Origin of the sequence: Amycolatopsis sp. NPDC021455, from assembly GCF_040640995.1 — a bacterium.
Classification (GTDB): Bacteria; Actinomycetota; Actinomycetes; order Mycobacteriales; family Pseudonocardiaceae; genus Amycolatopsis.
Genome location: NZ_JBFACT010000027.1, coordinates 1 through 25123 on the forward strand (window position 1 = coordinate 1; position 25123 = coordinate 25123).

Sequence of the window (25123 nt, forward strand, 5' to 3'; positions counted from 1 at the left end):
CTTTTTGCCCCCATTGGTGGGTTGGGTGCCTTCAAACCCCCCATTTGGTGGTTTGGTTGCGTTGAACGCACCGAACGCCACATTGGGGCGTTTGGGCCTGAGCCGTCCCATGGCCGGAAATCTCGATCGGGTGACCGATCGTCCCCTGGTGTCACACCTCCTCGGTCCGTAGCTTCGTCCGCATGAGCAGTTCGACGAAGGGCCCCTCGGTGCTGATCGTGGGCACCGGGTTCGGCGGTATCGGGACGGCTATCGAGCTGAAGCGCGCCGGGTTCGGCGACTTCACGATCCTGGAGCGCGCCGACGCGCCCGGTGGCGTCTGGCGGGACAACACCTACCCCGGCGCCGCGTGTGACATCCCGTCGCCGCTCTACTCGTTCTCCTTCGAGCCGAACCCGCGCTGGCCGAAGCGGTTCTCGCACCAGCCCGACATCCTGGCCTACCTGCGGGGCGTCATCGCGAAGTACGGCCTCGAGCCGCACATCCGGTACGGCACCGAAGTCACCGGGGCCGCGTTCGACGAGGACACCGGCACCTGGTGGGTCGCCACGAAGGACGGCGAGATGTTCGAGGCCGACGTCTTCGTCCCGGCGGTCGGCCAGCTGTCGCGGCCGGTCCTGCCCGACATCCCGGGCCGCGAGCGCTTCGCGGGCGACGCCTTCCACTCGGCACAGTGGGACCACGGCGTCGAACTGGCCGGGAAGCGCGTCGCCGTCGTCGGGACCGGGGCCAGCGCCATCCAGTTCGTGCCCGAGCTGCAGAAGCGCGCTAAGCACGTCACGGTCTTCCAGCGGACGCCGCCGTACGTCATGGCGAAGTCCGATCCGAGCTACCGGCGGTGGCAGCACTGGCTGTTCGAGCACCTGCCGCCCACGCAGCTGCTCGGCCGGCTGCGGATCTTCCTGCTGGCCGAGTACGCGACGTACGCGATGACGCGCCACCCGTTGCTGGCGAAGGTGTTCGAGCTGCGGACCGCGCAACTCCGGCGTCGCCACATCAAGGATCGCCAGCTGCGGGCGAAGCTGAAGCCGGCGTATCCCATGGGCTGCAAGCGGATCCTCTTCAGCAACGACTACCTGCCGGCGTTGGCGCGGCCGAACGTCGACGTCGAGACGCGCCGGATCCGCGAAATCACCGCGACCGGCGTGCGGGTCGAGGACGGGACCGAGCTCGAGGCGGACGTACTGGTGTACGGCACCGGCTTCGCCGCGACGGACTTCCTCGGCCCGATCGAGGTGCGCGGCCTCGGCGGCCGGTCGCTGCGGGACGCCTGGGCCGGCGGCGCGCGGGCGTACCTGGGCATCACCGTGCCCGGCTTCCCGAACCTGTTCTGCGTCTACGGGCCGAACACGAACCTCGGGGCCGGATCCATCATCTACATGATCGAACGCCAGGCCCGCTACATCCGGCAGGCGGTGGAGCAGCTTTCCCGGCCCGGTGTGTCCTTTTTGGACGTCCGGCCGGAGATCGAGGGGCGCTACGACGCCGAGGTGCAGGCGCGGCTGGGGCACAGCGTGTGGAGCGCCTGCACGAGCTGGTACCGCCAGGCCGACGGCCGGGTGACGACCAACTGGCCGGGCCTGGTCACCGAGTACGACCGCCGGACGCGGCGGCTCGACGTCGCGGACTACCGGGTGGTGTGACGGACGACGTTCGGCTCCCCCGATGTTCGCCAGTCTATCGGGAGGCACCGACATTTCCGGCCGTCGCCGCTTCGGTGATCACCGAGACGTACGCCCGGATCGCTTCGTTCTCCTCCGAAACGCGCCACACCGGGACCGCCAGCATCGGGGGCACGTCCACGACCGGGATCACCTTGAGGCCCGGGAACGGGTAGCGCTCCAGCAGCGAAGCCACCGTGATGTGCACTCCGACGCCGCGCGCCACCAGTGACTGCATGTCCTCCGCGCCGATGCGGGGGCGGCCGATCAGCTGGGGACGTCCTCCTCCGTGCGGCGGATCGGGCGGCCCGACGGCGTCACCGGCGGGGCCCACAGGTCACGCGTCACCGGGTTGAGGGCCTTGCCCGGGTCCAGCAGCCGGTAGTCCGCGATGTCCTCCAGGCTCACCGACTTCCGCGCCGCCAGCGGGTGGTCGTCGCGCACCATGAGGCCGCGGGGCTCGCTCAGCAGCGCGGTCCCCGTGCGCAGGTTCGGCAGCGCGAACGCCCGCGTGTCGCCGCCGGGGGACCAGTGCAGCACCACGTCCAGTTCGCCCTCGGCCAGCAGGTCCGTGTCGTTCCAGCGCGCGCCGACGCGCGTCGGCGTCAGGCTGACGCGGCACGCCGGGTGGCGGCGCTCGAACTCCGCCGTCAGGCGCGCCACCAGGTCGCCGCCGAGGCTCGCCACGTAGCCGACCCGCAGCCGGCCGCTGATGCGCCGCTCCGCCTCCCGGATCCCGGTGAAGACCGCCGCCAGCTCCGCCACCCCCGCACGCGCCGCGGCGCGCAGCCGCTCCCCCAGCTCCGTCAGCCGGACGCCGTCCTCGCCGGACACCACCAGCGCGCCGCCGATCTCGGCCTCCAGCTCGGCTATCTCCTTCTCCAGGGCGTCGGCCGGGCTGTGCACCCGCCACGCCGCCGCCTCGAAGCCTCCTTCGCGCGCGACGATGAGCAACGTCGCCACCGCGCGGATCACGGCCAGCTCGATCAGCGACCCCGGCGGCGGCTTCGGGCGCACCGCCGGCGGCGGCGCCAGCCCCGGGTCGCCCGCGAGGATCCGCCGGTGCAGGTCGCGCAGCCCGGGCCCGGGATCGGCGCCCAGGTCCGCGGCCAGCCGGCGGCGGACGCCCTCGAAGTGCGCGAGCGCGTCGGCCTGCCGCCCGCTGCGGTAGTAGGCCAGGAGCAGCTGCCCCGCGAGCCGCTCGTCGAACGGGTGCGCGGCGGCCAGCTGCGGCAGGGTCGCCAGCAGCTCCGCGTGCCGGCCGAGCCGCAGCGCGACGTCGTGGCGGTCCAGCCGCGCCGCGTGCCGCTCGGCCTCCAGCCCGTCGCGGACCTCGGTGAGCCACGGCGAGTCCAGGCCCGCGAACGGTTCGCCGCGCCACAACGCGAGCGCCTCGTCGAACAGCGCGGCCGCGGTCTCGTCGTCGGCCGCCGGCCGCGCCTGCGCCACCAGCTGCCGGAAGCGGTGCAGGTCGAGCGACGCGGGCTCGACACGCAGCACGTACCCGTGCGCGGTCCGCTCGATGGCGCACCCGGCCGCCCGCAGCCGCGAGAGGTAGCTCCGGAGCGTCGCCGCCGCGCGGTGCGGCGGGTGCTCGCCCCAGACGCGCGCGACGAGCTGCGCCGCCGTCACCGGCCGCCCGGGTTCGGCGAGCAGCGCCGCCAGCACGTACTGGCGGCGCGTGTGCCCGATGTCGAGCGCGGCGCCGCCGGATTCGGCCTCGAGCGTGCCGAGGACGGCGAACCGCACCACTCCCACTCCCCCTTACGCACCCGGACCTGCGGATTCCACGTTTCCGCAACGTTCACGCACGCTCCTACCGGCAGTGTATGCGGCGGGGGCGCAGCCTGGGGGGTGTCATGAAGGGGCCCTGCCGGACGTTGTCCGGAAGGGCCCCTTCATGGCCTGCGCTTCCCCTCCCGCTACGGCAGGCCCGCGAGCCCGGCCGAGACCGTGTTGGCGAACGCGTACCCCTGCGACGCGTCCCAGTTGATCGACCACGTCATCGCGCCGCGGATCGACGGGTACGTCGCCGACGGCTTGAAGCCGCCGCAGGAAGTCCCGCGTGCCAGGCAGTTCAGCGCCGACACCGTGTTCGACGGCGCCTGGTAACCGCCGCCCGCCGCCTGGGACGAGGCCGGCAGGCCGAGGCCCACCTGGTCCGCGCGCAGGCCGCCCTGCAGCTGGATGCAGGCCAGCGCCGTCAGGAAGTCGACCGTGCCCTGGGAGTAGACGTTGCCGTTGCAGCCGTTCATCGAACCCGAGTTGTAGTACTGCATGTTGACGATCGTCAGGATGTCCTTGATGTTCAGCGCGAGCTGGAAGTAGCCGCCGGCCGTGGACTGCATGTCGATCGTCTGCGGCGCCATCGTGATCACCTTGCCGCCGCCGTTGTAGATGCTCCGCAGCGCCTGGCCCATGTACGTGGCGTTGATGCCGTTCTCCAGGTCGATGTCGACGCCGTCGAAGCCGTAGTTCGCGATCAGGGACTTGACGCTGTTCGCGAAGTTGTTCGCCGAGTTCGAGTCGCTGACGCTGATCGTGCCGTTCTGGCCGCCGACCGAGATGATCACCTTCTGGCCGCGCGCCTGGACCGTCTTGACGTCGGCCTTGAACTGCGCGTCCGTGTAGCCGCCGAGCTGCGAAGACAGGCCCGGGTCGAGCGTGAAGCTGACCGCGCCGGGCGTGCCCGTGGCGTCCGCGAACGACACCGCGATGATGTTGTACTTCGTCGGTACGTCGGCGAGCTTCAGCGCCTTGGCGCCGTTGTAGAAGTTCTGCCAGTAGCCGGTCAGGACGTGCTTCGGCAGGTCACCCTGGGTCGGCGGCGGTGTGGTCGTCGTCGGCGGGGTCGTGGTGGTCGTCGGCGGGGTGGTGGGCGTGGTCGGCGTCGTCGGGGGCGGCGTGCCCGGTCCGTCGAGGTTGACGTCGTCGGCGTAGTACGCGGGCTGGCCGTACCAGCCGTGCAGGTACACCGTCAGCGACGTGCTCGAGCCGGTCGTGAAGCTCAGCGACAGCTGCTGGTAGCCGCTGGTGCCGGGAGTCCACGTGCTGGCCGTCGCCGAGCCGGAGGCGCCCAGGTAGACGTAGCTGCCTTGGACCCAGGCCGACAGCTGGTACGCCGTGTTCGGGGAGACGGTGAGCGTCTGCGAGCACTGCGCGTTGTCCGACGACGTCGGCGTCGCGTTCAGGGCGCGGCTCCCGCTGTGCACCGGGCTGCTCACCACAGCCGGCGCGCTGGTGCACGTCCAGCCCGTGGTGCCGGCCTCGAAGCCGGGGTTGGCCAGGATGTTCGCCGCCGAAGCGCTGCCGGCGAGCACGAAGGTCACGCCGAGAGTGAGCGCAACCACGGAAAGTAACGACAAGAGGGCTAGGCGGGCTTGGGGGACCATGGAGCACCTCCACGAGAGCAGTGAGGCAGGTCACCACAAAGTGGACTAGACCAATCTCGTTGTCAAGGAACCCCATCCGAAAGTCGGGGCGCCGGAAACGGCAGAATGAGACGATCGGAACCATGCGAAGCAGGAGCGTGTAGCAGTGAGCGTGTCGGTCGAGCAGAAGATCGCCGAAGAACTGGGCGTGCGCGAAGGACAGGTCAAGGCCGCCGTCGAGCTGCTCGACGGCGGGTCGACCGTGCCGTTCATCGCGCGCTACCGCAAGGAAGTCACCGGCATGCTCGACGACGCGCAGCTGCGCACGCTCGAGGAACGGCTGCGCTACCTGCGGGAACTCGACGAGCGCCGGCTCGCCGTGCTCGAGTCGATCCGGAGCCAGGGCAAGCTCGACGACGCCCTCGAGGCGCAGATCCTCGCCGCCGACACGAAGTCGCGGCTCGAGGACATCTACCTCCCGTACAAGCCGAAGCGCCGCACGAAGGCCCAGATCGCGCGCGAAGCGGGTCTTGAGCCGCTGGCCGACGGCCTGCTGAACGACCCCTCGACCGACCCGCAGGCCGCCGCGGCGGTGTTCGTCGACGCCGACAAGGGCGTCGCGGACGCGCAGGCCGCCCTCGACGGCGCCCGCGCGATCCTCGTCGAGCGCTTCGCCGAGGACGCCGACCTCATCGGCGAGCTGCGGGAGAAGATGTGGGGCCAGGGGCACCTGGTGGCCAAGGTCCGCTCGGGCAAGGAAGAGGAAGGCGCCAAGTTCGCCGACTACTTCGACTTCTCCGAGCCCTACACCAAGCTCCCCTCGCACCGCATCCTCGCGATGCTGCGCGGAGAGAAGGAGGAGGTCCTCGACCTCACGATGGCGCCGGAGGAACCCTCCGACGAACCCCAGGTCGGCCCGACGGACTACGAGCAGCGCATCGCCGCGAAGTTCGGCATCACGCAGCAGGGGCGCCCGGCGGACAAGTGGCTCGGCGACACCGTGCGCTGGGCGTGGCGCACGAAGATCCTCCTGCACCTGGGCATCGACCTGCGGATGCGGCTGCGCCAGGCGGCCGAGGACGACGCGGTCCGGGTGTTCGCGTCCAACCTGCGTGACCTGCTGCTCGCCGCGCCGGCCGGCACCCGCGCCACGATGGGCCTCGACCCGGGCTTCCGCACCGGCGTCAAGGTGGCGGTCGTCGACGCGACCGGCAAGGTCGTCGACACGCACGTCATCTACCCGCACCAGCCGGCGAACAAGTGGGACCAGTCGATCGCGGAGCTGGCCGCGCTGTGCGCGCGGCACAAGGTCGAGCTGATCTCGATCGGCAACGGCACGGCGTCGCGCGAGACGGACAAGCTCGCCATCGAGCTGATCAAGAAGCACCCCGAGCTGAAGCTGACGAAGGCCGTCGTGTCGGAGGCGGGCGCTTCGGTGTACTCGGCGTCGGCGTTCGCCTCGCAGGAACTGCCCAACATGGACGTCTCGCTGCGCGGCGCGGTCTCGATCGCGCGGCGCCTGCAGGACCCCCTGGCGGAGCTGGTGAAGATCGACCCGAAGTCGATCGGCGTCGGGCAGTACCAGCACGACCTGTCCGAGGTTTCGCTGTCGCGCTCGCTCGACGCGGTGGTCGAGGACTGCGTCAACGCGGTCGGCGTGGACGTCAACACCGCGTCCGCGCCGCTGCTGACCCGGGTTTCGGGCATCACGACGGGCCTGGCGGAGAACATCGTCGCGCACCGCGACACGAACGGGCCGTTCCGGTCGCGGACGGCGCTGAAGGAGGTCGCGCGCCTCGGCCCGAAGGCGTTCGAGCAGTGCGCGGGCTTCCTGAGGATTCCGGACGGCGACGACCCGCTCGACTCGTCGGCGGTGCACCCGGAGGCGTACCCGGTGGTGCGGCGGATCCTGTCGAAGACGGGGACGGACCTGCGCTCGCTGATCGGCAACACGCGGACGCTGTCTTCCCTCCGGCCGGCCGAGTTCGTGGACGAGCAGTTCGGCCTCCCGACGGTGACGGACATCCTGGCGGAGCTGGACAAGCCGGGCCGCGACCCCCGCCCGGCGTTCAAGACGGCGACCTTCGCGGAGGGCGTGGACAAGATCTCGGACCTCAAGCCGGGCATGCGCCTGGAGGGGGTCGTGACGAACGTGGCGGCCTTCGGCGCGTTCATCGACGTCGGCGTGCACCAGGACGGTCTGGCGCACGTCTCCGCGCTGTCGAAGAACTTCGTGAAGGATCCGCGGGAGGTCGTGAAGCCCGGGGACATCGTGAAGGTCAAGGTTCTTGATGTCGATGTGCCGCGGAAGCGGATCTCGCTGACGCTGCGCCTGGACGACGAGCCGGGTGCCGGCTCGGGCAACCGCGGTGGCGGCGGCCGGGACCGGGGTCAGGGTGGCGGTGGTCAGCGCCGTGGCGGCCAGGGCGGTGGCGACCGGCGCGGCGGTGCCGGCGGCCGGGATCGCGGCGGCAACGCCAGTGGGTCGATGGCCGACGCGCTTCGCCGGGCCGGGTTCGGCAAGTAGAACCTCGGCCCGGCCGACATACGCTCCGCCGAACCGGCTTCCGCAAGTACCACACGGAAGCCACCCCGGCTCGGCCGCATGCGCTCGCCGGGCCGGCTTCGGCAAGTAGGACGCGGAGGCCACCTCGGTTCGATCGAGGTGGCCTCCCTTCGTCAGGGAACCGTCAGCCGCACTGCAGGGTGCACCTCGCGCGGTCGAAGCGGCCCGCCTCCAGATCGTCCGTGCGGATGACCCAGTACAGCATTCCGGCGTCGCCCCAGATCATGTCGGTCTTGTCGTCGGTGTCGATCTGGGCGAGCAGCACCCAGCGGGCCGCCTCCTCGGCCCGGCGCGGATCCCGGTAGTCCCCGAGCACCTCCGCGGCGATCTCGTTCTCCACCGCGCCCTGCACGGGTGCGGCGAACCCGCCGACCTGGTGCTCCCGGCCCCGGCCCCGCGCCTGCGCGGCCAGCTCGCCGAACACGTCGGTGCCCCCGCAGCCATCGGGGAGCAGCACCGTCTCGACCGCTTCGGCCAGGGACTCCCCGTTCGCGATCTTCGTCTGCTCGAGCAGGATGTGCTCCCGCTCCGGGGCCGTCGCGACCACCTCCGCGAAGACGTCCAGCGCCGGGTAGGGAACAGGCCCCTCGGGAGCCGCGCGTTCGACGACCGGCACCCCCGCCGGGACGAACAGCACCCGGCTGCCCTCGACGTCTTCGAGCAGGGGCTCGTCGTCGGACTCCCGGCGGAACCCGTCGAAGGAGAAGAACAACAGCGTGCCCGCCTCCGGCAACGGAATGCTCAGGAACTCACGAGGCAGCGCCGCGCAGTCCACGGCCGCCAGGAAGTCGAGGGGTCCCCGCCCCGGCCACTCGGGCCACGCCATGTCCTCGGGCATGACCGGCAGGCCACCGATCCGGCCCACGCGCGGGCCCTCGCCGTCGGGGGCCAGGCGGATGCCCGGGCGGGACAAGCCGATCCACGCGGAAGCCACCTCGGCGGGCAGCCACTCGTGGGCGAGGGCGCTGAGTCGATCTCTCCATGACGTCACGGGCCCATCCTGGCAGCGGGCACCGACAAAAATCAGGCCGCGCGCCGGGCGGCCACCGCGCCGTTGTCCGTCATCAGCCGCAACCCCGCTTCCACGAGCACCCACCCGAGGCGTTGCCGCCGGGTTCCTTCCCGCCGCACGCGTTTGCCCCGCGCCGCCGCACTTCTCAGTTCGGTCTCCCGCTCGCGGACCAAGTCTTCCGCCATCAGAAAGTGCACCACGTTTCTCCCCCTCAACCGGTTTCCTCTGGTCGTGCCTGCCGCGGGAACGCCGACCAGTGCGCGATCACGTTGTGGTCGCCCGGTCGCGCGTCCCGGCGGTAGCGGTCGATCACCGCGTCCACCTCGGCGCTCATCGCCGCCGTTTCCTCCGGTGTCAGCGACAGCCGCACGTCGCTGAAGACCGCCTTGTCGTACCACTGGTCCATCCAGCGCGGGAGCTCGCTGAGGAAGCGGGACTCCGCCTGGTACCGCTGCTCGATCACCGACCGCAGGAAACTGTCCAGCGGGCCCGCCAGGTCCGGGTCGTCGATGAAGTCGGCGACGCGCATGCTCGTCGCGGACTGCGTCGAGCGCCACCAGCGTTCGCGCTTGTTGCCGCGCTCGCGGTCCTCCTCCACCAGGCCGGCTTCGGCCAGCAGGCGCAGGTGCCAGCTGGTCGTCCCCGAGCTTTCGCCGACCCGTTTGCCCAGCCCGGTCGCGGTCGCGGGCCCGTCGGCCTGCAGCAGTTCGATCATCCGCATCCGCAACGGGTGGGCCAGCGCCCGCAGCATCCGCGCGTCGAGCGGTCGCGACGACTGGTTCTCGGGCATGCCCCCACCCTAGACCGCAGAGGACACTTTGCAAAGTATCCTCTGCGGTCAGTGCAGCGCGAAGAGCCCGACCGCGAACAGCACCACCGGAACCACCGCCGCCGCCGCGCTGATCAGCCAGTTGCCACCACGCCAGCCCACCGGGGACGCGTCGAGCACCATGCGGCGCACCAACGCCGCCTCCAGCACCGCCGTCAGCAAGAACCCGAAGCCCACGCTGAAGATCGCCGCCGCGCCGACGAAGAACAGGCCCGACGTCGACGCCGCGCCCAGCGGGGCCGCGACCTCCCAGCGCACCAGTCCCGCGGCCGCCGCGAGCAACGCGAGCAGCAGGACGAACGCGACCAGGAAGCCGATCCGCGCCGACGTCTGGTGCTGGGCACGCGTGAACAGCCAGAATCCCGCGTCGAGCGCCGCCACGATCACCGCGAGCACCAGGAACCCGGCACGGAACGTCAGCACCCGGTCACTCTAGCGAGACCTGCGCCATGATCGCCGTCGGATGCCCGTCCGGGTCGGCGAAGAACGCCATCCACTCCTCCACGCCGGACTCGTGCCGGTGGATCAGGTGCGGCGCGCCCAGGAACTCCACACCCCGCGAGCGCAGCTCGTCGTAGGCCGCGTGGATGTCCGGAACCTTGAAGTACAGCACCGACTCCGCGCCCTTCGGCTCGCCGGCGGTCAGGAACAGCCGGACGCCGTCGCAGTCGAAGAACGCCAGGTCGCCGAACGTGTAGAGGTGGTCGAGGCCCAGCACGTCGCCGTAGAAGGCCTTCGCCCGGCCGAGGTCCGCGACCGTCCGCGAAACCTGCCCGATCGGTCCCAGCACCACTGCCTCCTCACGGGTCCGTGCGAAGAGCGCACTGTCCATCGGTGCCCCGCGCCAGGCGCGCAGCTCGGCCCGTCCGGCGAGGCCGAGCTTGCGGACGGCGTTGCCGACGTGGAACTTGACGGCGTCCGGGCTGGTGCCGCGCCGCCGCGCGATCTCGCGGTTGGTCAGGCCGTGGCGGACCGCGTCGACCACCCGCCACTCGGCGGGGGTCAGCCGGTCCGGGTGCCGTGGCCTGCCGCGCTCGCCCACGCGCCGACGATAGCCCCGGAACCGCCGAATTACCCTCCCCCCGCGAACCGCGCTTCCACGGTCCCCAGCGTGCCGAAGTCCGCCACCACGTGGCCGCCCGCGTGGATCGGGCACGGCGGGGTCGCCGTGCCCGTCGTCACGACGTCGCCCGGGCGCAACGAGCGGCCGTGGCGGGACAGCTCCATGGCCAGCCAGTGCAGCGCCAGGCGCGGGTCGCCCAGCACCAGGCTCCCGCTGCCGCGCGCGAACTCCGTGCCGTCGGCGTGCAGGACCACCGGCTGCCGCGGCAGGTCGAGGTCGCGCCAGCCCGGGACCGGCCGTCCCTCGAGGAACCGGCCCGCGCAGGCGACGTCGGCCAGCAGCTGCGGGCCGCCCGCGTGCTGGTGGTCGGTGTAGCGGCTGTCCGGCATTTCCAGGGCCAGGAACATCGTGTCGACCGCGTCGAGCACCGCGGTCAGCGACGGCGACGGCCCCGGATCGGCCTTCAGCCGGAAGGCGAACTCGGGTTCGGCGACGCCCATGGTCATCGTGTCGGCGGGCACCGGCTCGCCTTCGACGTGGCGGAACCGCTCGAACATCGCGCCCGGCAGCGGGCCGGGGACGTCGAGGTACTGCCGGGCGTACGCGGTGGTCGCGGCGATCTTCCAGCCGGACACCGGCCCGGCCAGCTCGGCGAGCGCCGCCTGCGCCGCCATGCCCTCGGCGAGATCGCGCGGCCGGGCGCCGGCCGGGAGCCCGTCGAGGCGCTTTCCGGTCTGCCACGCGTCCCAGATCAGCTCCGCCGCCCGCTCCCGGTTCACGCCCGCGATCTTGCCAACCCGGGGACCGGCTGTCGATCGGCTTACGGGTTCATGGCGTAGACACCCGAAAGCGCCCGGACGCGCGCCCAGACGTTCTCGAAGCGCTCCGCGTCCACCACCGGCTTGCGCAGCGCCGCCAGGGCGATCGCCTGCTGGGCCTCGGTCGAGCCGGCCTTGCCGTTGAGGTCCACCGCCGCGACGCTGAAGTCCTGCACCAGCACCGCGAAGATCTGATCGACGACCTCGTCGTCCAGGCCGGTGATGCGGGCCTGCTCCAGGATCAGCTGCCCGTAGACGATCAGCGTGAACAGCTCGGTGAGCGCGAGCCCGAAGTCGAGGTCGGCCTGCTGCGCCTCGTCCGGCGCGGCTTCGGTCAGCAGCTTGACCAGGTAGCCGGCCTGCTCGGTGAACAGCGCGACGTTCGGGATGTGCGCCGCCTCGGCGTAGGCGGTCTTCCAGTCGTGGAACCGGACCTTCGACAGGCCGCGCGCCGGGCCCTGGCGGAAGAGGAACTCGTCGTCCGCGGCGTCGGTGCGGGTGCCGACCGGCGCGTACTCCTGCGGCGCGAACAGGTAGTTCGGCATGAACTTCGCGATCAGCGCGAGGTTGACGGCCACCGTGCCTTCGAGCTTCGGCAGGCCGTCGATGTCGTTCTTGGACATCGCCAGGTAGGTGTCGGCCTCGAAGCCCTTGGCCGCCACGACGTCGGCGACCAGGCCGATCACCTTCTGCGCCTCGGTGGTCACCTTCATCTTGGTGATCGGGTTGAACAGCAGGTAGCGGCGGTCGTCCGGGTTCGCGCTGCGGAAGTAGTCGACGGCGCGGTCGGAGAACAGCTTCATCGCGGTCAGCCGCGCGTAGGCCTCGACGAACTCGCGGCGGACGTGCGGGAAGTCCGTGACGGGCTTGCCGTAGAGCACGCGGTTGTGCGCGTGCGTGATGGCCTCGTACAGCGAGTGCGTCGCCATGCCGATGCCGCCGAAGCAGAGGTTGAACTTGCCGATGTTGACGGTGTTCAGCGCGGCGCTGAAGGCTTCGGCGCCGACGTGGAGGATGTCGTCGCCGTGCACCGGGTAGTCCTCGAGCCGGAACTCCGCGACGTACATCTGCGACGGCACGACGTTCTTGACCACGTGGTAGTTCGGGTGCTCGGAGTCGGCGTAGAAGAAGACGTACTGGTCCGGCCCCTCGACGCCGTCGATGCGGCCGAAGACCGACACCGTGCGCGCGCAGTTGCCGTTGCCGATGTAGTACTTCGAGCCGGTGGCGCGGTAGCCGTCGCCGTCCTTGGTGAGGACCATGTCGGAGGAGTAGATGTCGGCGCCGTGGTCCTTTTCGGACAGTCCGAACGCGCCGACGCCGCCGGCGTCGAGGGCGTCCGCCGCGCGCTTGCGGGCGACCTCGTTGCCGCTCTGCCAGACCGGGCCGAGGCCGAGGATCGTGACCTGCCAGGGGTACCAGTAGTTCAGGCCGTAAAAGCCGAGGATCTCCGACAGCGCGGCGACGCGGCTGGTGTCCCAGCGCTTGTCCGGGTTGCCACCTCCGTTCGCGGACGGCGTCAGGAAGGTCGAGAACAGGCCTTCCTTGCCGGCGAACTCGATGAAGTCCGCGTAGAAGGTGCGGTTGTGGTAGTCCTCGGTGAGCTTCGCCTTGCCGCGCTGTTCGAACCAGTCGATGGTGGCGCGCAGCAGGCGCCGCGTCTCGGCGTCGAAGTGCGCCGGGTCGTACTCGCGCGGGTTCAGCAGCATGGTCGTCCTCCTCGATTACCGACGGGTAACTTAGCAAGGCCGCGCGAGTGCGGGCAATCTCACTGGGGGTAGGTCACTCTCGTTGGGTACACTGATCATGCGGGCCGCTCAGTTCTGCCTCGGCCCGCTGCTGTTGTCGACTACCACGCGCCGCGGCCGCACACCGGTCTGCGCCGGGCAGGACAACCCTTCTCAGGTTATGGAGACCAGGGCACTCGCGTGCCCACACGCACTTATGAGCACTTTCGCTGAACTCGGCCTGCCGACTCCGCTCGTGGCCGCGCTGGCCACGCAGGGCGTCACCGAGCCCTTCCCGATCCAGGCGGCGACCCTGCCGCACACTCTCGCCGGGCGTGACGTGCTCGGCCGCGGCCGGACCGGTTCCGGCAAGACCTACGGCTTCGTGCTGCCCGTGCTGGCCCGCCTCGCCGCGGGCCCGACGCGGCGCAAGCCGGGCCGTCCCCGTGCGCTGATCCTGGCGCCGACGCGCGAGCTGGCGACGCAGATCGAGGCGTCGATCCTGCCCTTGGCGAAGCCGCTGGGCCTGCGCACGACGACGATCTTCGGCGGGGTCAGCGCGAACCCGCAGATCACCCGGCTGCGTGACGGCGTCGACATCGTCGTCGCCTGCCCCGGCCGGCTCGCCGACCACATGCGCTCCGGGCACGTGAAGCTCGACGCCGTCGAGATCACCGTGCTGGACGAGGCCGACCACATGGCCGACCTGGGCTTCCTGCCCGAGGTGCGGCGGATCATGGACGCCACGCCGTCGCGCGGGCAGCGGCTGCTGTTCTCGGCGACGCTGGACAACGGCGTCGACGTGCTGGTCAAGCGGTTCATGGACGACCCGGTGCTGCACAGCGTCGACTCGGCGCAGTCGCCGGTGGCGACGATGGAGCACCACGTCCTGCACCTCGAGGAGACCCACCGGCTGCCGGTGCTGGTCGACCTGACCGCCGCGCCCGGCCGCACGCTGGTGTTCACGCGGACGAAGAGCCGCGCGAAGGCGCTGACGCGCAAGCTGCTGGCGGCGGGCGTGCCGGCGGTGGAACTGCACGGCAACCTGGGCCAGAACGCGCGGACGCGCAACCTCGAGGCGTTCTCGTCGGGCGCGGCGAAGACGCTGGTGGCGACGGACATCGCGGCGCGCGGCATCCACGTCGACGACGTCCGGCTGGTCATCCACGCGGACCCGCCGGTCGAGCACAAGGCGTACCTGCACCGCTCGGGCCGCACGGCGCGCGCCGGCGCGTCGGGCACGGTGGTGACGCTGATGACCGACGCGCAGGTCCGCGACGTGCGAGACCTGACGCGCAAGGCGGGCATCAAGCCGACGACGACCCAGCTCGGCCCGGGCCACCCGCTGCTGGCGGAGCTGGCCCCCGGCGAGCGTTCGTTCACGGCGTCACCGAAGCGGCCCCCGGTGGACAACCGGCCGAAGAAGGTTTCGGCCACGGGCGCGGCACCGGGCGGCGGCCGCCGCCGCGGCGCCCCGAAGGAGAACCGCGGCGGCCAGCGCGCCCGGGCGGCCGGCCAGGAGCAGCCCCGGTCGGAACGGCGGACGGCCCAGCCGGAACGCCGGGCATCCGGCACCGGAGGCAGGACGGGCTCGGCCGCGTCGGGCAAGCCGGGCGGCAACGGCCGCTCGGGCGCGGCCGCGGGCGGAGAACGCCGCGGAGGTTCGCGACGGTCGGGCACCCCGGCGGCGGGGCACCGCCGGTCGGGCTCGGGCTCCGGCGGCGCGGCGGCCTTCTCGGCGGGCACGCGGGCCGGCGGGCGCCGGAACGGCCGCTGAGCTTCGTCGGCCGGGGTCCCGGCAACTCGGCCACCGAGGACGGGTTCGCGATGCCTTGAACGACTCGTTCCTGTCGTCAGACGTCTTGAACGAGTCGTTCACGACATCGGACCACCGCTGAGCCTCGTCAAGCACGGCCGGCGGGGGCCGGATGGGTCAGCAGCCGGCCCGTCCGGATCTCCGCCGTGCCCACCGTGTCCAGGCCGCGCCACTCCTGCGTCACCAGGTACAACGTGTCCTCGCTCAGCGCGCACGCGAAACACCCTCGGTCCAGCGTCAGCCGGTCCAGGACTTCGCCGCCTTCCCTGACCCGGGTGCACGACTTGTGCGGGACGTCCGCCACCCAGACCGCGCCCGACGCGTCGAGCGCGATGCCGTCCGGGTATCCGTCGCCCAGGTCGGCCCACACCCGGCGGTTCGCCAAACCGCCGTCCGGCCGCACCGAGAAGGCCGTCAAGCGGTTCGCGTACGACTCCGCCACGATCAGCGTCGCCCCGTCCGGGGTCAGCGCCATGCCGTTGCCGAACGCGATGTCCTCCGCCACCTGGCGCACCTCGCCGGACGGGGAGACGAACAAGATCACCCCCGGCCGGTACTCCTCCCCGGCCATCAGGTCGAAGCCGCCGCCGTTGACGTAACAGCCACCTTCGGGCGTGACCACGATTTCGTTGAAACCGGTCGCGCCGAGGTCCGCGTGGGTGACCAGCGAGCCGTCTTCGAGCAGCCGCAGGAGCAGGCCGTCCGACGACGACACGATCAGCGGCCGCCCGCCGGCGAAGTCGAAGCACATCGGCATCGTCGGGAAGCCCGCGCGGAACACCACCTCCCGCTCCCCCGCCGGCGAGACCGCGACGATCTCGTGGGCCAGCCAGTCGGCGAACCACAGCCTGCCGTCGTGCCAGCGCGGGGACTCGCCGAACGCGAAGCCCTCGAGCAACGCCGCGGTCATCGCCACACCCCCACGATCGCCGCCACCACGGCGATCTTCACCAGCCAATCGCCCGCGTGCAGTGCCGCCAGGCGGACCGGGACGCGCTCGTGCAGCACCGATCCCGCCAGGATCACCACCGGGAACCCCGCCCACGCCAGCAGCGCCAAGCCGAGGGCGCCCGGAACGCCGTCCACCCCGGCCGCTGCCGCCAGGACCGCGAACGCCGTCACGAGCACCAGCGTCCGGCCGAACTCCGCACCCATCCGCCAGGGTGACGGGCGGGCCTCCGCGCCCGCCGGGCTGAGCCGGGCCCAGACCTTCCCGAACGCCGTGTACCAGATCGAGCTCACCACGAACGCCGCGACCGACGCCACCAAGACCGCGAGAACCATCGCCTGCTCCTTCGCCGGGGACTGCTTGCGAAGGGGACGTCGACGCCGTGGAAGCGGCTTCGACATCCAGGCGCGAAAAACTTCTAGAGCGACGAAGTCAGCCCGCGGGCCCGCAGCACCGCGCGCTCCAGCGGACGGAACACCAGCAGCTCGATCCCCACGCCGACCAGCAGGATCAGGAAGATCGCCGCGATCACCGTCTCCATGCTGTTGAACGACGACCCCTGGTTCAGGTACGCGCCGAGCCCGACGCCCAGCTGGGGCGACAGCGCGATCAGCTCGGCCGCCATCAGCGACCGCCACGAGAACGCCCAGCCCTGCTTGAGCCCGGCCAGGAACCCCGGCAGCGCGGCCGGCAGCAGGATGTGCCGGGCCGACGACAGCCGGTTCGCGCCCATCACCTGGCCGACGCGCGGCAGGATCGGCGGGATCTGGTCGATGCCCGAAACCAGGCCGTTCGCGATCGACGGCACCGAGCCGAGCAGCACCACGAAGTAGATCGCCGCGTCGTTGATCCCGAACCACAGGATCGCCGCCGGCACCCAGGCCACCGACGGCAGGCTCTGCAGCCCGGTCAGCAGCGGCCCGATCGCCGCCCGCACCACCCGGACCTTCGCCACGACCAGGCCCAGCGGGGTGCCGATGAGCACGCCGGCGAGGAAACCGAGCGCGGCGCGGTGCACCGACGTCCAGACGAAGCCGAACACCTGGCCGTCGACGACGATGCCCCAGAACTCGTCCCACACCGCGAGTGGGGCCGGCAGCTGCGACTCCGGCCAGAAGGCGGCGGCCCAGAGGATCTGCCAGACGACGATCAGCAGGACCAGCGCGCCCACCGGCGGCAGGAAGCCCCAGGCGAACCGCTTCCAGAAGCCCGGGCGGCGTTCGCCCGCGGGGGCGTCGAGCGAGTCCAGTCCGGCGCCGACCGCGTCCAAATCGGCCTCTGCGGGCCGATCAAGCTGCGGCATGGGTGCTGATCACCTCTCGCAGGTGCCCGGTGATTTCCTCGGTCAGCTCCTCGGCGTCGGCCAGCGGCACGTCCGTCCACTCGCGCACGACCCGGCCGGGCCGCGACGACAGCAGCACCACGCGCTGGCCGAGCCGGACCGCCTCGCGCACGTCGTGCGTGACGAACAGCACCGACGTGCCCGTGCTGCGGTAGACGCGCAGCAGCTCGCCCTGCAGGACGTCACGGGTGATGGCGTCGAGCGCGGCGAACGGCTCGTCCATCAGCAGGAGCGACTGCTCCGGGTCGCCGCCGACGCGCAGCGTCGCGGCCAGGGCGCGGGCCAGCGCGACGCGCTGCCGCATGCCGCCGGACAGCTCGTGCGGCCGCTTGCCGCCCGCGCCGTTCAGCCGGACCAGTTCCAGCAGCTCGGCGGCCTTTTCGCGGCGCTCGGCGCGGCCGAACCCGGCCAGCCGCAGCGGCAGCTCGACGTTGCGGGCCGCGGTCAGCCACGGCATCAGCGCGGCTTCCTGGAACATCACCGCGGGCCGGGAGGTGTTCAGCGTGATCTCCCCCGCCGTCGGCGCGTCCAGCCCGGCGACCAGGTTCAGCAGCGTGCTCTTGCCGCAGCCGGAGGCGCCGAGCAGGCAGACGAACTCGCCGGGCGCGACCGTCAGGTCCACGCCGTCGAGCGCGACGACCGCGCGGCCGGCTGTGCCGAACGTCTTGCGCACGCCGTCGAGACGGACCGCGGTCGCGCCGGTGAAACTGGTGCGGCCGGTCGGGAGGGTCGTGGTCATCGCTGACTGCCTCTCACTGAGCACTTCTTTCGGGGGTTCCGGGTGGCGGAGCCCCCGGCCCGGGGCGGAGCCCCGGTTTCACTTCGTCAGTTCGGGAGCGTCGACGGCGGGCAGGTTCTGCGCCTTCAGCACCTCGTTCAGGGGGCCGAAGTCCGCGAAGCCCTTCAGCGCCACTGCCGACTTCACCACACCGGCCGTCACCGAGTCCTGCGCGAGCTGCGGGAATTCGGCGGCGATGGGGTCGGTGGTCAGCTCGATGCCGGAGAACGCACGGTCCAGGACCGCCGCACTCAGGGTACTGCCGGCCAGCTCCTTGAGCGCACCGTTGACCACGGTCTTCGCGTCCGCCGGGTTGGCCTTCGCCCAGTCGATCGCCGCCAGCTCGCCCTTGAGGAGGGCGCGGACGGTGTCCGGGTGCTGCTGCAGGAACTCGCTGCGCACGATGACGACGGTGGTCGGGAAGCGGCCGCCCGGCCACAGCGTCTTCTCGTCGACCAGGACCTTCGCGCCGGCGTCGAGGACCAGCCGGGACGCCCACGGCTCGGGCAGCCAGCCGCCGTCGACCTCGCCCTTCTTGAAGGCGTCCAGCGTCTTCGGGTTGTCGAGGTTGGTGATCTTGACCTGGCCGGTCAGCTGCTTGCCGGCGAGGAACTTCTTGAGCGCGACGTCCTGGGTGTTGGCCAGCTGCGGCGTGGCGATGTTCTTGCCCTTGAGCTGGTCCACGCTGGTGATGTCCGGCTTGACGACCAGCTGCGCGCCACCCGAGACGGCGCCGGAGATGAGCTGGATGGCGCCCTTGGACTTGGTGAAGGCGTTGATCGCCGGGCCGGAGCCGATGAAGGCGACGTCGAGGGAGCCGCCGAGCAGGGCGTTGACCTCTTCGGGGCCGGCGTTGAACGTCTGGGTGGTGAGCTTGGTCGAGCCGAGCTCCTTCTTGAAGAAGTCCTTCTTGACGCCGATGAGCGCGGGCGCGTGCGTGACGTTCGGGAAGAACCCGACCCGGACCTCGCCGGCGGCCCCCTGGTTCGCGGCCGGGGCGGCGCTGCTGTCCGCGCGGGAACAGCCCGCGAGCACGCCCACGACGGTCAGGGCGGCCAGCGCCGTGGCCAGGGTTCTCCGTGAGGTGCGCACGTCGGTATCGCCTTTCGTCGGTGTCCGGGGGGAGGTTCGCACGGTCACCCACTCAGGCGCATAGCCATCCGCATCCCGAGAATCCCGATGAGATTTCTTGACATCGGCGGCCACGGCGCCTACGGGCGGTCTTCGAAGAAAGTCGCCGGCGCGGGCAACCGCTCGCGTCACCCGGACGTGGTATGGGATGACCACCGATTCGGGAGGAAAGACATGACGAGCACCGCACAGCGACGCGGCCAGGGGGCCGCGGGCGTCCGCGTGGCGCTGTTCGTGCTGTTCATCGGCCTGGGCCAGGCGTCGTACGAGTGGCTCAGGTCACTCGGCATGGACGCGGTGACGGGCCTGGTCGTCGGGGCGATCCCGGTCGTCACCGGGGCGGCGGTGGCGCTGGTGCTGTGGCTGGCCTCGGACCGCGCGTTCGCGCTGCGCAACTGGCTCCCGGTGGCGGTGAGCATCCCGGTCTACGTGGGCGGCGGCTTCGGCCTGGCCACCGGCACGGCGAGCCTGGTGGCCTCGATCGTCAGCGGCGTGGGCCTGGGTATCGCGGCTGTGGTGGGGGCCGGGTTGTACCGGTCCCGCCGGCAGAACGCCGAGGTTCGCCAGTAGGGAATCGCGCGGCCGACCGGGGTGGTCAGACGTCCTGAACGACTCTTTCACGACGTCTGACGACAGGAACGAGTCGTTCAGGACGTTCCGGCTCCCGCCCCGCGGTCGCGGAACAGTCAGCGGCGCAGCAGAAGTGACACGTCGCCGAATTCGTGCCACAGGTACCGCTCCTCCACCGCCGCGTCATACGCGCGCTGGACCACCTCCGGACCGGTCACCGCCTGCAGCAAGAGCAGGTGCGACGCGTCGGGCGCGTGCAGGCCCGTGACGATCCCGTCCACCACCCGGGCCGGGCGGTCCGGGCCGAGCACCAGGTTCGTCCAGCCCTCGGCCGGGCGGACCACGCCGTCGGCATTGGCCGCCGACTCCAACGCCCGGGCCGCCGTCGTGCCCACCGCGATCACCCGGCCGCCGCGGGAGCGGATCCACGCCACCAGCGCCGCCGTCGGGGCCGGTACGCGGAACCGCTCCGGCTGGGGTGGCTCGCCCGCTTCCGGGGACGACACCCCCGTGTGCAGCAGCAGCGGCGCGAACAGCACGCCTTCGGTCACCAGGCGGGTCACCAGCTCCGGCGTGAACGGGCGGGCCGCCGAGGGCATCTCCGCGCTTCCCGGCTCGCGGGCGAACACCGTCTGGTAGTCCGCGAGCGGCCACGCCCGCGGGACATACCCGTAGCGGATCGGCCGGCCGGCGGCCGCGAGGAATCCCGGCACCGGGCCCTCGACCGCCACCGCCGCCCGCCACAGGCGCTTGTCACCCGGGGCCGCCGGTTCCAGCAACGTCAGTGACGCGCCCCTGGGCAGCTCCAGGCGCTCCCCCGGCCGGCCGTCGAACAGCGGTCCGCCCGGGGCGCGCAGCTCGACCACCCACGCGCCGTCGTCGAGCGCGGTCGAGAAGTGGACCACGACCGGACGTCCGCCGCGGACGGCGTCGACCGCCGCCGGCAGGGTCCCCGATGTGTTGACGACCAGCAGGTCCCCCGGGCGCAGGTGCTCGCCCAGCGAAGCGAACGCCGTGTGGTGCACGCCCGACGGCGAGGCGACCAGCAGGCGGACTTCGTCGCGCGCCAGGCCGCGGGCTTCCGGCGGCGCCGACGCCGACAGCTCGTCCGGCAGGTCGAAGCGGACGTTCATACCGCCGCCAGGAGGTCGGCCGCGCGGTAGCGGCCACTGGGTGGGCGCTCGTCGAGCAGCCTGAGGAACGCCGGGACCGCGGACGACGGCAGCGGCCGGTCCGAGATGTCCTCCCCGGGGAACGCGCGCTGGTGCATCGCCGTGCGCAGGTCGCCCGGGTCGACCGCGTACACCGCCAGGTCCGGGTTTTCCACGCCCAGGACGGCGGTGAGCCGGTCGAGCGCCGCCTTCGCGGAGCCGTAGCCGCCCCAGCCTTCGTACGGCTCGACGGCCGCGTCCGAGCTGATGTCGATCACGATGCCCCGCGCCGCCGTCAAGGCGGGCAGGAGCAGCTGCGTCAGCGCGAGCGGCGCGAAGACGTTCACGCGGTAGACGTTTTCCAGCTCCGCCAAGGGATACCGCGCCAGCGGCGGCAGCGGGCTGACGCCGAGCGAGCTGGCGTTGTTGACGAGCAGGTCGAGTTCCGGGCAGGCACCGGCGAGGGCGGCGCGGTGGGCCGGGTCGGCGACGTCGCCGGGGACGGCGGTGAAGCCGATCTCCCGGGCCGCCGACTCCAGCGCGGCCGCGTCCCGGCCGTCGCCGACGACTGTCCACTGGCGACTCACCAAGGCCGCCGCGAGCGCGCGGCCCAGGCCGGCGGACGCCCCGGTGATCAGAGCGGTGGGCATGGTTCCTCCTTCGAGGGGGTACCACACCATCGTGAAACCTCGATATTACTCGAGGTCAACCGAAGGCCGGCCGCGCAGCAGGAAATACGCTGCCAGCGAAACGATCAGCCCGACGTAGTACGCGAGGTCGGCGCCGTGCAGGGCCGCGGCGACCGGTCCGGTGTAGAGGGACGTGTTCATGAACGGCACCGCGGCGCCGAAGCCCGCCACGAACGCCACCAGCGCCGCCCACGGGCGGACGGAAACCGCGGCCAGGACGTCCACCCGCCGTCCGGCGCGGGTGCGCGCGAGCCAGTCCGGGACGACGACACCGAGGAACGGCGGGATCCAGTAGCTGACGAACAGCAGCACGTTCTGGAACTTCGCCGCGAGCTCGCCGCTGTGCATCCAGAGGATCAGCGCGAACGCGAGCACGGTGACGAGCACCGCCGACACCGGGCGCCGCAGCCGGACGCCGACGGTCTGCAGGGCCAGCGAGCCGCTGTAGTCGTTCATCGCGTTCGACGACACCGCCGCGAGCGCGATCACCGCCAGCGCCAGCGCGCCCAGGAACCCGCCGCCGAGCAGGTCCGCGACACCCTTCGCCGTCTGGTCGCCCAGCGATGTCCCCAAGGCGAGCCCGAGGCCTTCGCCGATCGCGTACGACGCCGTCAGGCCGAGCAGCGTCGCCCAGAAGACCGACCGGGACGACGTGTCCACGGGCAGGTAACGGCTGAAGTCCGACGCGTAGGGCGCCCACGAGATCGCCAGCGACAGCGTGATCGTCGTGAACAGCACGACGCCGCCCGCCAGGTCCGCGCCGGAAGCGGTGTTCGCGGTGGCGATCGGGTGTCCGGAAAGGACCTTCACCGCCAGCGCGGCGAACGCGAGCACCAGCAGCACGCTCATCACCGTCTGGACGCGGTGGATCAGGGCGTAGCCGAAGACGCCGAGGGCGCACTGCAGCACCAGCACGATCAGCACCGGCACCCAGAACGGCAGCCCGGTCAGCTCCGCCAGGGCCTCGCCGCCGAACAGGCCGACCAGCGCGTCCCAGGCGATCGAGCCGAGCCACTGCACCAGGCCCGGCAGCACCACCCCGCCGCCGAACGGCAGCCGGGCGAGCGGCAGCTGCCCGGTGCCGGTGCGCGGCCCCCAGGTGGACAGGTAGGCGACCGGCAGCGAGCCGAGCACGGTCCCCAGGAGCATCGCGGCCAGCCCGGTGCAGAAGCCCAGGCCGAGCGTGGCGGCGAGGGTGCCGGTGAACACCGCCGTCATCGTCAGGTTGGGCGCGAACCACACGCTGAACAGCCGCCACGGGCGCCCGAAGCGGTTGTCCGCCGGGACCGGCCTGATGCCGTGGGTTTCGATCGCCAGGTCGTGCCCGCCCGTGGGCATCCGCCCGCCGAAGACCTCGGCGTCCAGGCCGCGTCCAGTCATGTCCTGCCTCCCGTCCGAACGGGTTCACCCTAAAGCGCGGCCGCCCGGTGTAACGCGACGGCCCGAACGGGCGAATCATGGTTAGCCGTTGCCGGACCGCCGCCCGAGCCCGCCAGGTGTCACCCGGCTGCCGGAGCGCGCGTCCGCGAAGCACACCGGGAGGGGTTGCGTGGTTGCGGTGCAGCACCCCCGGACACTCGTGATGACCGGCCTGCTCACCGCCGGTTTCGCGCTCGGCGTCACGGCGCTGGCGTTGAAGGCGGGCGAAGGCACCCACTCCGCGCTGGACACCGCGCTCAGCACCACGACCGGGTTCCTGTTCCTGCTCGCGGGCGCGGTCGCGCACGTGCGGCGGCCGGCCAACCCGATCGCCGTGCTCATCGCGCTCGTCGGGCTCGCGCTGTTCCTGGAAGACCTGCAGTTCGCCCGGAACCCGGTGCTGTACACGATCGCCGTGCCGCTGCGCGCCGCGTCCAGCCCGGTGATCGCGCACCTCGTGCTCGCGTTCCCGCACGGACGGCTCCGGTCGCGGTGGGAACGGCTGCTGGTCGCCGCGGCCTACCTGGTGGTGCTCGGCCTGGGCGTGGTCGGGCTGCTGGCCGGCGACGACCCGCGTGACCTGCTGGCGATCCCGTCCGCCTCGGCCGACGCGGCCTTCGCGCACCGCGGGCTCGACTTCGTCGCGACGGTGATCAGCGCCGGCGTCGTCGTCGTGCTGCTCTACCGGTGGCTGACCGGGCAGCTGCCGCAGCGGCGGCTGCTGTCGCCGGTGATCGCCATCGCGTTGCTCGGCGCCCTCGCCTCCGGCGCGGGCACGGCGCTCGGCGACGGGAACCCGCTTTCCGAGCCGCTGCTGCAGGCCTACCGGATCCTGTTCTGCCTGTGGCCGCTGGCGTTCCTGACCGGCGTGCTGCGGGCCCGCGTCGGCAACGCCGAAATGATCCGGCTGCTGCTGGAACGCGACGGCACCGGGCTGGCCGCGCTCGTGCAGGACGACGAGGTGTGGAAGGACAGCCGGTCGATCGACGCGCTCAACGCGGCGGCCGGGCTGGTGCTGGACAACCAGCGGCTCGCGGGCGAGCTGGAACAACGGCTGGCCGAGGTGCGGGCGTCCCGGGCGCGGCTGGTCGCGGCCGGCGACGAGGAGCGCCGCCGGCTGGAGCGCGACCTGCACGACGGCGCCCAGCAGCGGCTGGTCAGCGTCGTGCTGCTGCTGCGGATGGCCGGCCGCCGGTACGGCGCCGAGCTGCCCACCGAGGTCCGGGCCCTGATCGGCGGCGCGGTCGACGAGCTGCAGACGGCGATCACCGAGCTGCGGGAGCTGGCGCGCGGCATCCGGCCGGCGATCCTCACCGAAGCCGGTCTGGCGGCGGCGGTCCGGTCGCTGGTCGCCCGCGTCCCGCTGGAGGTGGGCCTGTCGGTCGGCGCGGTACCGCGGCTCGATGCGGCGGTGGAGGCGACGGCGTACTTCGTGACGTCGGAGGCGCTGACGAACGCCCTCAAGCACGCCCAGACCGACCACGTCGACGTCCGGATCGAGGTGGCGGGCACCGAGCTGCGGGTGGAGGTGACGGACGCCGGCGCCGGCGGCGCGGACCTCGAGGGCGGGACCGGCCTGGCGGGCCTGCGCGACCGCGTCCAGGCCCTCGGCGGCGAACTGGACGTCACCAGCGGCCCCGGCGGCACCACGGTCAGCGCGGTGATCCCCCTGGCCGGCGAAAAGCCGTGAAGGCCTCCTTCCCGGCCTTTATAGCCGGGAAGGAGGCCTTCACGGACTCACCGGCGCAGGCCGAGCCGGGCGATCAGCGTCCGGTAGCGCTGGACGTCGGTCCGGCGGAGGTAGGCGAGCATCCGCCGGCGGCGGCCGTTGAGCACCTGCAACCCGCGCCGGCTGTGGTGATCCAGCTGGTGGGTCTTGAGGTGTTCGGTGATCCCCCGGATCCGATGGGTCAGGAGGGCGATCTGCACCTCCGGGGAACCGGTGTCGCCCGGGAAGGTGGCGTATTCCTCGATGACGGCTTTCGTGTGTTCGGCTTCGAGCGCCATGAACTCCCTTTCCAGGAGTTATCGGCCGGCGCGCGACCCGGCGGGCTCAGCGCCGCCGGACGGATCCACGCCGGCGAGGTTCGGCTTGGTCGGCTTCGGCGAACATGACGCTCTCCTCTCATCCTCCTGCGCGAGGCCCGCACGATAACGCGGAATCCCGCGGCACCCCAGCGAATTTCCGCTCCGGACCGCGAAGGGCCCCCTCGCGGCCGAAAAGCCGTGAA

Annotated in this window: 24 protein-coding genes; 5 read left to right on the plus strand and 19 right to left on the minus strand. The window is 71.9% G+C overall.

Annotated features, from left to right (window positions below; genetic code table 11):
• Nucleotides 1-182: 182 nt before the first annotated feature.
• Complete coding sequence (locus AB0G28_RS26765; protein ID WP_361094466.1) at nt 183-1643, plus strand: NAD(P)/FAD-dependent oxidoreductase; 1461 nt, start codon at nt 183-185, stop codon at nt 1641-1643.
• Between the two features lie 34 nt (nt 1644-1677).
• On the opposite strand, the gene AB0G28_RS26770 is transcribed toward AB0G28_RS26765, so the two are convergent.
• The 3 genes from AB0G28_RS26770 to AB0G28_RS26780 all read right to left on the minus strand — a co-directional run bounded on the left by AB0G28_RS26770 (nt 1678) and on the right by AB0G28_RS26780 (nt 5053).
• Nucleotides 1678-1899, minus strand: coding sequence for a hypothetical protein (locus AB0G28_RS26770; protein WP_361094469.1), 222 nt, complete (start codon nt 1897-1899; stop codon nt 1678-1680).
• 29 nt (nt 1900-1928) lie between these two features.
• A complete protein-coding gene (locus tag AB0G28_RS26775) occupies nt 1929-3413 on the minus strand; it encodes a BTAD domain-containing putative transcriptional regulator (protein WP_361094472.1) in 1485 nt (494 codons plus the stop codon).
• Nucleotides 3414-3583: 170 nt separating this feature from the next.
• Nucleotides 3584-5053, minus strand: coding sequence for a glycosyl hydrolase family 18 protein (locus tag AB0G28_RS26780; RefSeq protein WP_361094475.1), 1470 nt, complete (start codon nt 5051-5053; stop codon nt 3584-3586).
• Nucleotides 5054-5198: 145 nt separating this feature from the next.
• Here AB0G28_RS26780 and AB0G28_RS26785 point away from each other — a divergent pair, with 145 nt between their 5' ends.
• Complete coding sequence (locus tag AB0G28_RS26785; protein ID WP_361094478.1) at nt 5199-7559, plus strand: Tex family protein; 2361 nt, start codon at nt 5199-5201, stop codon at nt 7557-7559.
• 163 nt (nt 7560-7722) lie between these two features.
• On the opposite strand, the gene AB0G28_RS26790 is transcribed toward AB0G28_RS26785, so the two are convergent.
• Genes AB0G28_RS26790 through AB0G28_RS26820 form a run of 7 tightly spaced genes read right to left on the minus strand, consistent with a single transcriptional unit; the run spans nt 7723 to nt 13029 of the window.
• A complete protein-coding gene (locus AB0G28_RS26790; protein ID WP_361094481.1) occupies nt 7723-8589 on the minus strand; it encodes a YwqG family protein in 867 nt (288 codons plus the stop codon).
• A 32-nt stretch (nt 8590-8621) separates the two neighbouring features.
• The gene (locus AB0G28_RS26795; protein WP_361094484.1) at nt 8622-8795 is read right to left on the minus strand and encodes a hypothetical protein; all 174 of its coding nucleotides are present in this window, start codon (nt 8793-8795) and stop codon (nt 8622-8624) included.
• Between the two features lie 26 nt (nt 8796-8821).
• Complete coding sequence (locus AB0G28_RS26800) at nt 8822-9400, minus strand: helix-turn-helix domain-containing protein (protein WP_361094487.1); 579 nt, start codon at nt 9398-9400, stop codon at nt 8822-8824.
• A 48-nt stretch (nt 9401-9448) separates the two neighbouring features.
• A complete protein-coding gene (locus tag AB0G28_RS26805) occupies nt 9449-9862 on the minus strand; it encodes a hypothetical protein (RefSeq protein ID WP_361094490.1) in 414 nt (137 codons plus the stop codon).
• Nucleotides 9863-9866: 4 nt separating this feature from the next.
• Nucleotides 9867-10481 (minus strand): VOC family protein, encoded by a 615-nt coding sequence (locus AB0G28_RS26810; RefSeq protein ID WP_361094493.1) that lies wholly within the window; start codon nt 10479-10481, stop codon nt 9867-9869.
• A 29-nt stretch (nt 10482-10510) separates the two neighbouring features.
• Complete coding sequence (locus tag AB0G28_RS26815) at nt 10511-11281, minus strand: fumarylacetoacetate hydrolase family protein (RefSeq protein WP_361094496.1); 771 nt, start codon at nt 11279-11281, stop codon at nt 10511-10513.
• Between the two features lie 41 nt (nt 11282-11322).
• Complete coding sequence (locus AB0G28_RS26820; protein WP_361094499.1) at nt 11323-13029, minus strand: acyl-CoA dehydrogenase; 1707 nt, start codon at nt 13027-13029, stop codon at nt 11323-11325.
• Between the two features lie 235 nt (nt 13030-13264).
• On the opposite strand from AB0G28_RS26820, the gene AB0G28_RS26825 reads away from it, so the two are divergent.
• Nucleotides 13265-14824 carry a DEAD/DEAH box helicase gene (locus AB0G28_RS26825; protein ID WP_361094502.1) on the plus strand — a complete coding sequence of 520 codons (1560 nt, stop codon included), beginning with the start codon at nt 13265-13267 and terminating at the stop codon, nt 14822-14824.
• A 127-nt stretch (nt 14825-14951) separates the two neighbouring features.
• On the opposite strand, the gene AB0G28_RS26830 is transcribed toward AB0G28_RS26825, so the two are convergent.
• From AB0G28_RS26830 to AB0G28_RS26850, 5 genes are all read right to left on the minus strand, one after another.
• Nucleotides 14952-15773, minus strand: coding sequence for an SMP-30/gluconolactonase/LRE family protein (locus AB0G28_RS26830; RefSeq protein WP_361094505.1), 822 nt, complete (start codon nt 15771-15773; stop codon nt 14952-14954).
• Nucleotides 15770-16147: a DUF1761 domain-containing protein gene (locus AB0G28_RS26835; RefSeq protein ID WP_361094509.1), complete on the minus strand. Its 378-nt coding sequence runs from the start codon at nt 16145-16147 to the stop codon at nt 15770-15772. The genes AB0G28_RS26830 and AB0G28_RS26835 overlap by 4 nt, the downstream gene beginning before the upstream one ends.
• Before the next feature lie 83 nt (nt 16148-16230).
• Entirely contained in the window at nt 16231-17115 is an 885-nt protein-coding gene (locus AB0G28_RS26840; RefSeq protein WP_361094512.1) for an ABC transporter permease, read from the minus strand.
• On the minus strand, nt 17102-17893 hold the full coding sequence (locus AB0G28_RS26845; protein ID WP_361094515.1) for an ABC transporter ATP-binding protein: 792 nt from the start codon (nt 17891-17893) through the stop codon (nt 17102-17104). Before AB0G28_RS26845 ends, AB0G28_RS26840 begins: the two co-directional genes overlap by 14 nt.
• Before the next feature lie 78 nt (nt 17894-17971).
• Nucleotides 17972-19024: an ABC transporter substrate-binding protein gene (locus AB0G28_RS26850; protein ID WP_361094518.1), complete on the minus strand. Its 1053-nt coding sequence runs from the start codon at nt 19022-19024 to the stop codon at nt 17972-17974.
• Between the two features lie 213 nt (nt 19025-19237).
• On the opposite strand from AB0G28_RS26850, the gene AB0G28_RS26855 reads away from it, so the two are divergent.
• Complete coding sequence (locus AB0G28_RS26855) at nt 19238-19633, plus strand: hypothetical protein (RefSeq protein ID WP_361094521.1); 396 nt, start codon at nt 19238-19240, stop codon at nt 19631-19633.
• A 116-nt stretch (nt 19634-19749) separates the two neighbouring features.
• Here the strand turns inward: AB0G28_RS26855 and AB0G28_RS26860 are convergent, their stop codons facing one another.
• From AB0G28_RS26860 to AB0G28_RS26870, 3 genes are read right to left on the minus strand one after another with little or no spacing between them, the layout of a single operon-like run.
• Complete coding sequence (locus AB0G28_RS26860) at nt 19750-20766, minus strand: S-adenosylmethionine:tRNA ribosyltransferase-isomerase (RefSeq protein ID WP_361094524.1); 1017 nt, start codon at nt 20764-20766, stop codon at nt 19750-19752.
• The gene (locus AB0G28_RS26865) at nt 20763-21434 is read right to left on the minus strand and encodes an SDR family NAD(P)-dependent oxidoreductase (RefSeq protein ID WP_361094527.1); all 672 of its coding nucleotides are present in this window, start codon (nt 21432-21434) and stop codon (nt 20763-20765) included. Before AB0G28_RS26865 ends, AB0G28_RS26860 begins: the two co-directional genes overlap by 4 nt.
• A gap of 45 nt (nt 21435-21479) precedes the next feature.
• A complete protein-coding gene (locus AB0G28_RS26870; RefSeq protein WP_361094530.1) occupies nt 21480-22853 on the minus strand; it encodes a cytosine permease in 1374 nt (457 codons plus the stop codon).
• Between the two features lie 178 nt (nt 22854-23031).
• Between AB0G28_RS26870 and AB0G28_RS26875 the strand changes: the two genes are divergently transcribed.
• The gene (locus tag AB0G28_RS26875; protein ID WP_361094533.1) at nt 23032-24582 is read left to right on the plus strand and encodes a sensor histidine kinase; all 1551 of its coding nucleotides are present in this window, start codon (nt 23032-23034) and stop codon (nt 24580-24582) included.
• A 47-nt stretch (nt 24583-24629) separates the two neighbouring features.
• On the opposite strand, the gene rpsO is transcribed toward AB0G28_RS26875, so the two are convergent.
• Nucleotides 24630-24899, minus strand: coding sequence for a 30S ribosomal protein S15 (gene rpsO / locus AB0G28_RS26880; protein ID WP_361094536.1), 270 nt, complete (start codon nt 24897-24899; stop codon nt 24630-24632).
• Between the last annotated feature and the right edge of the window lie 224 nt (nt 24900-25123).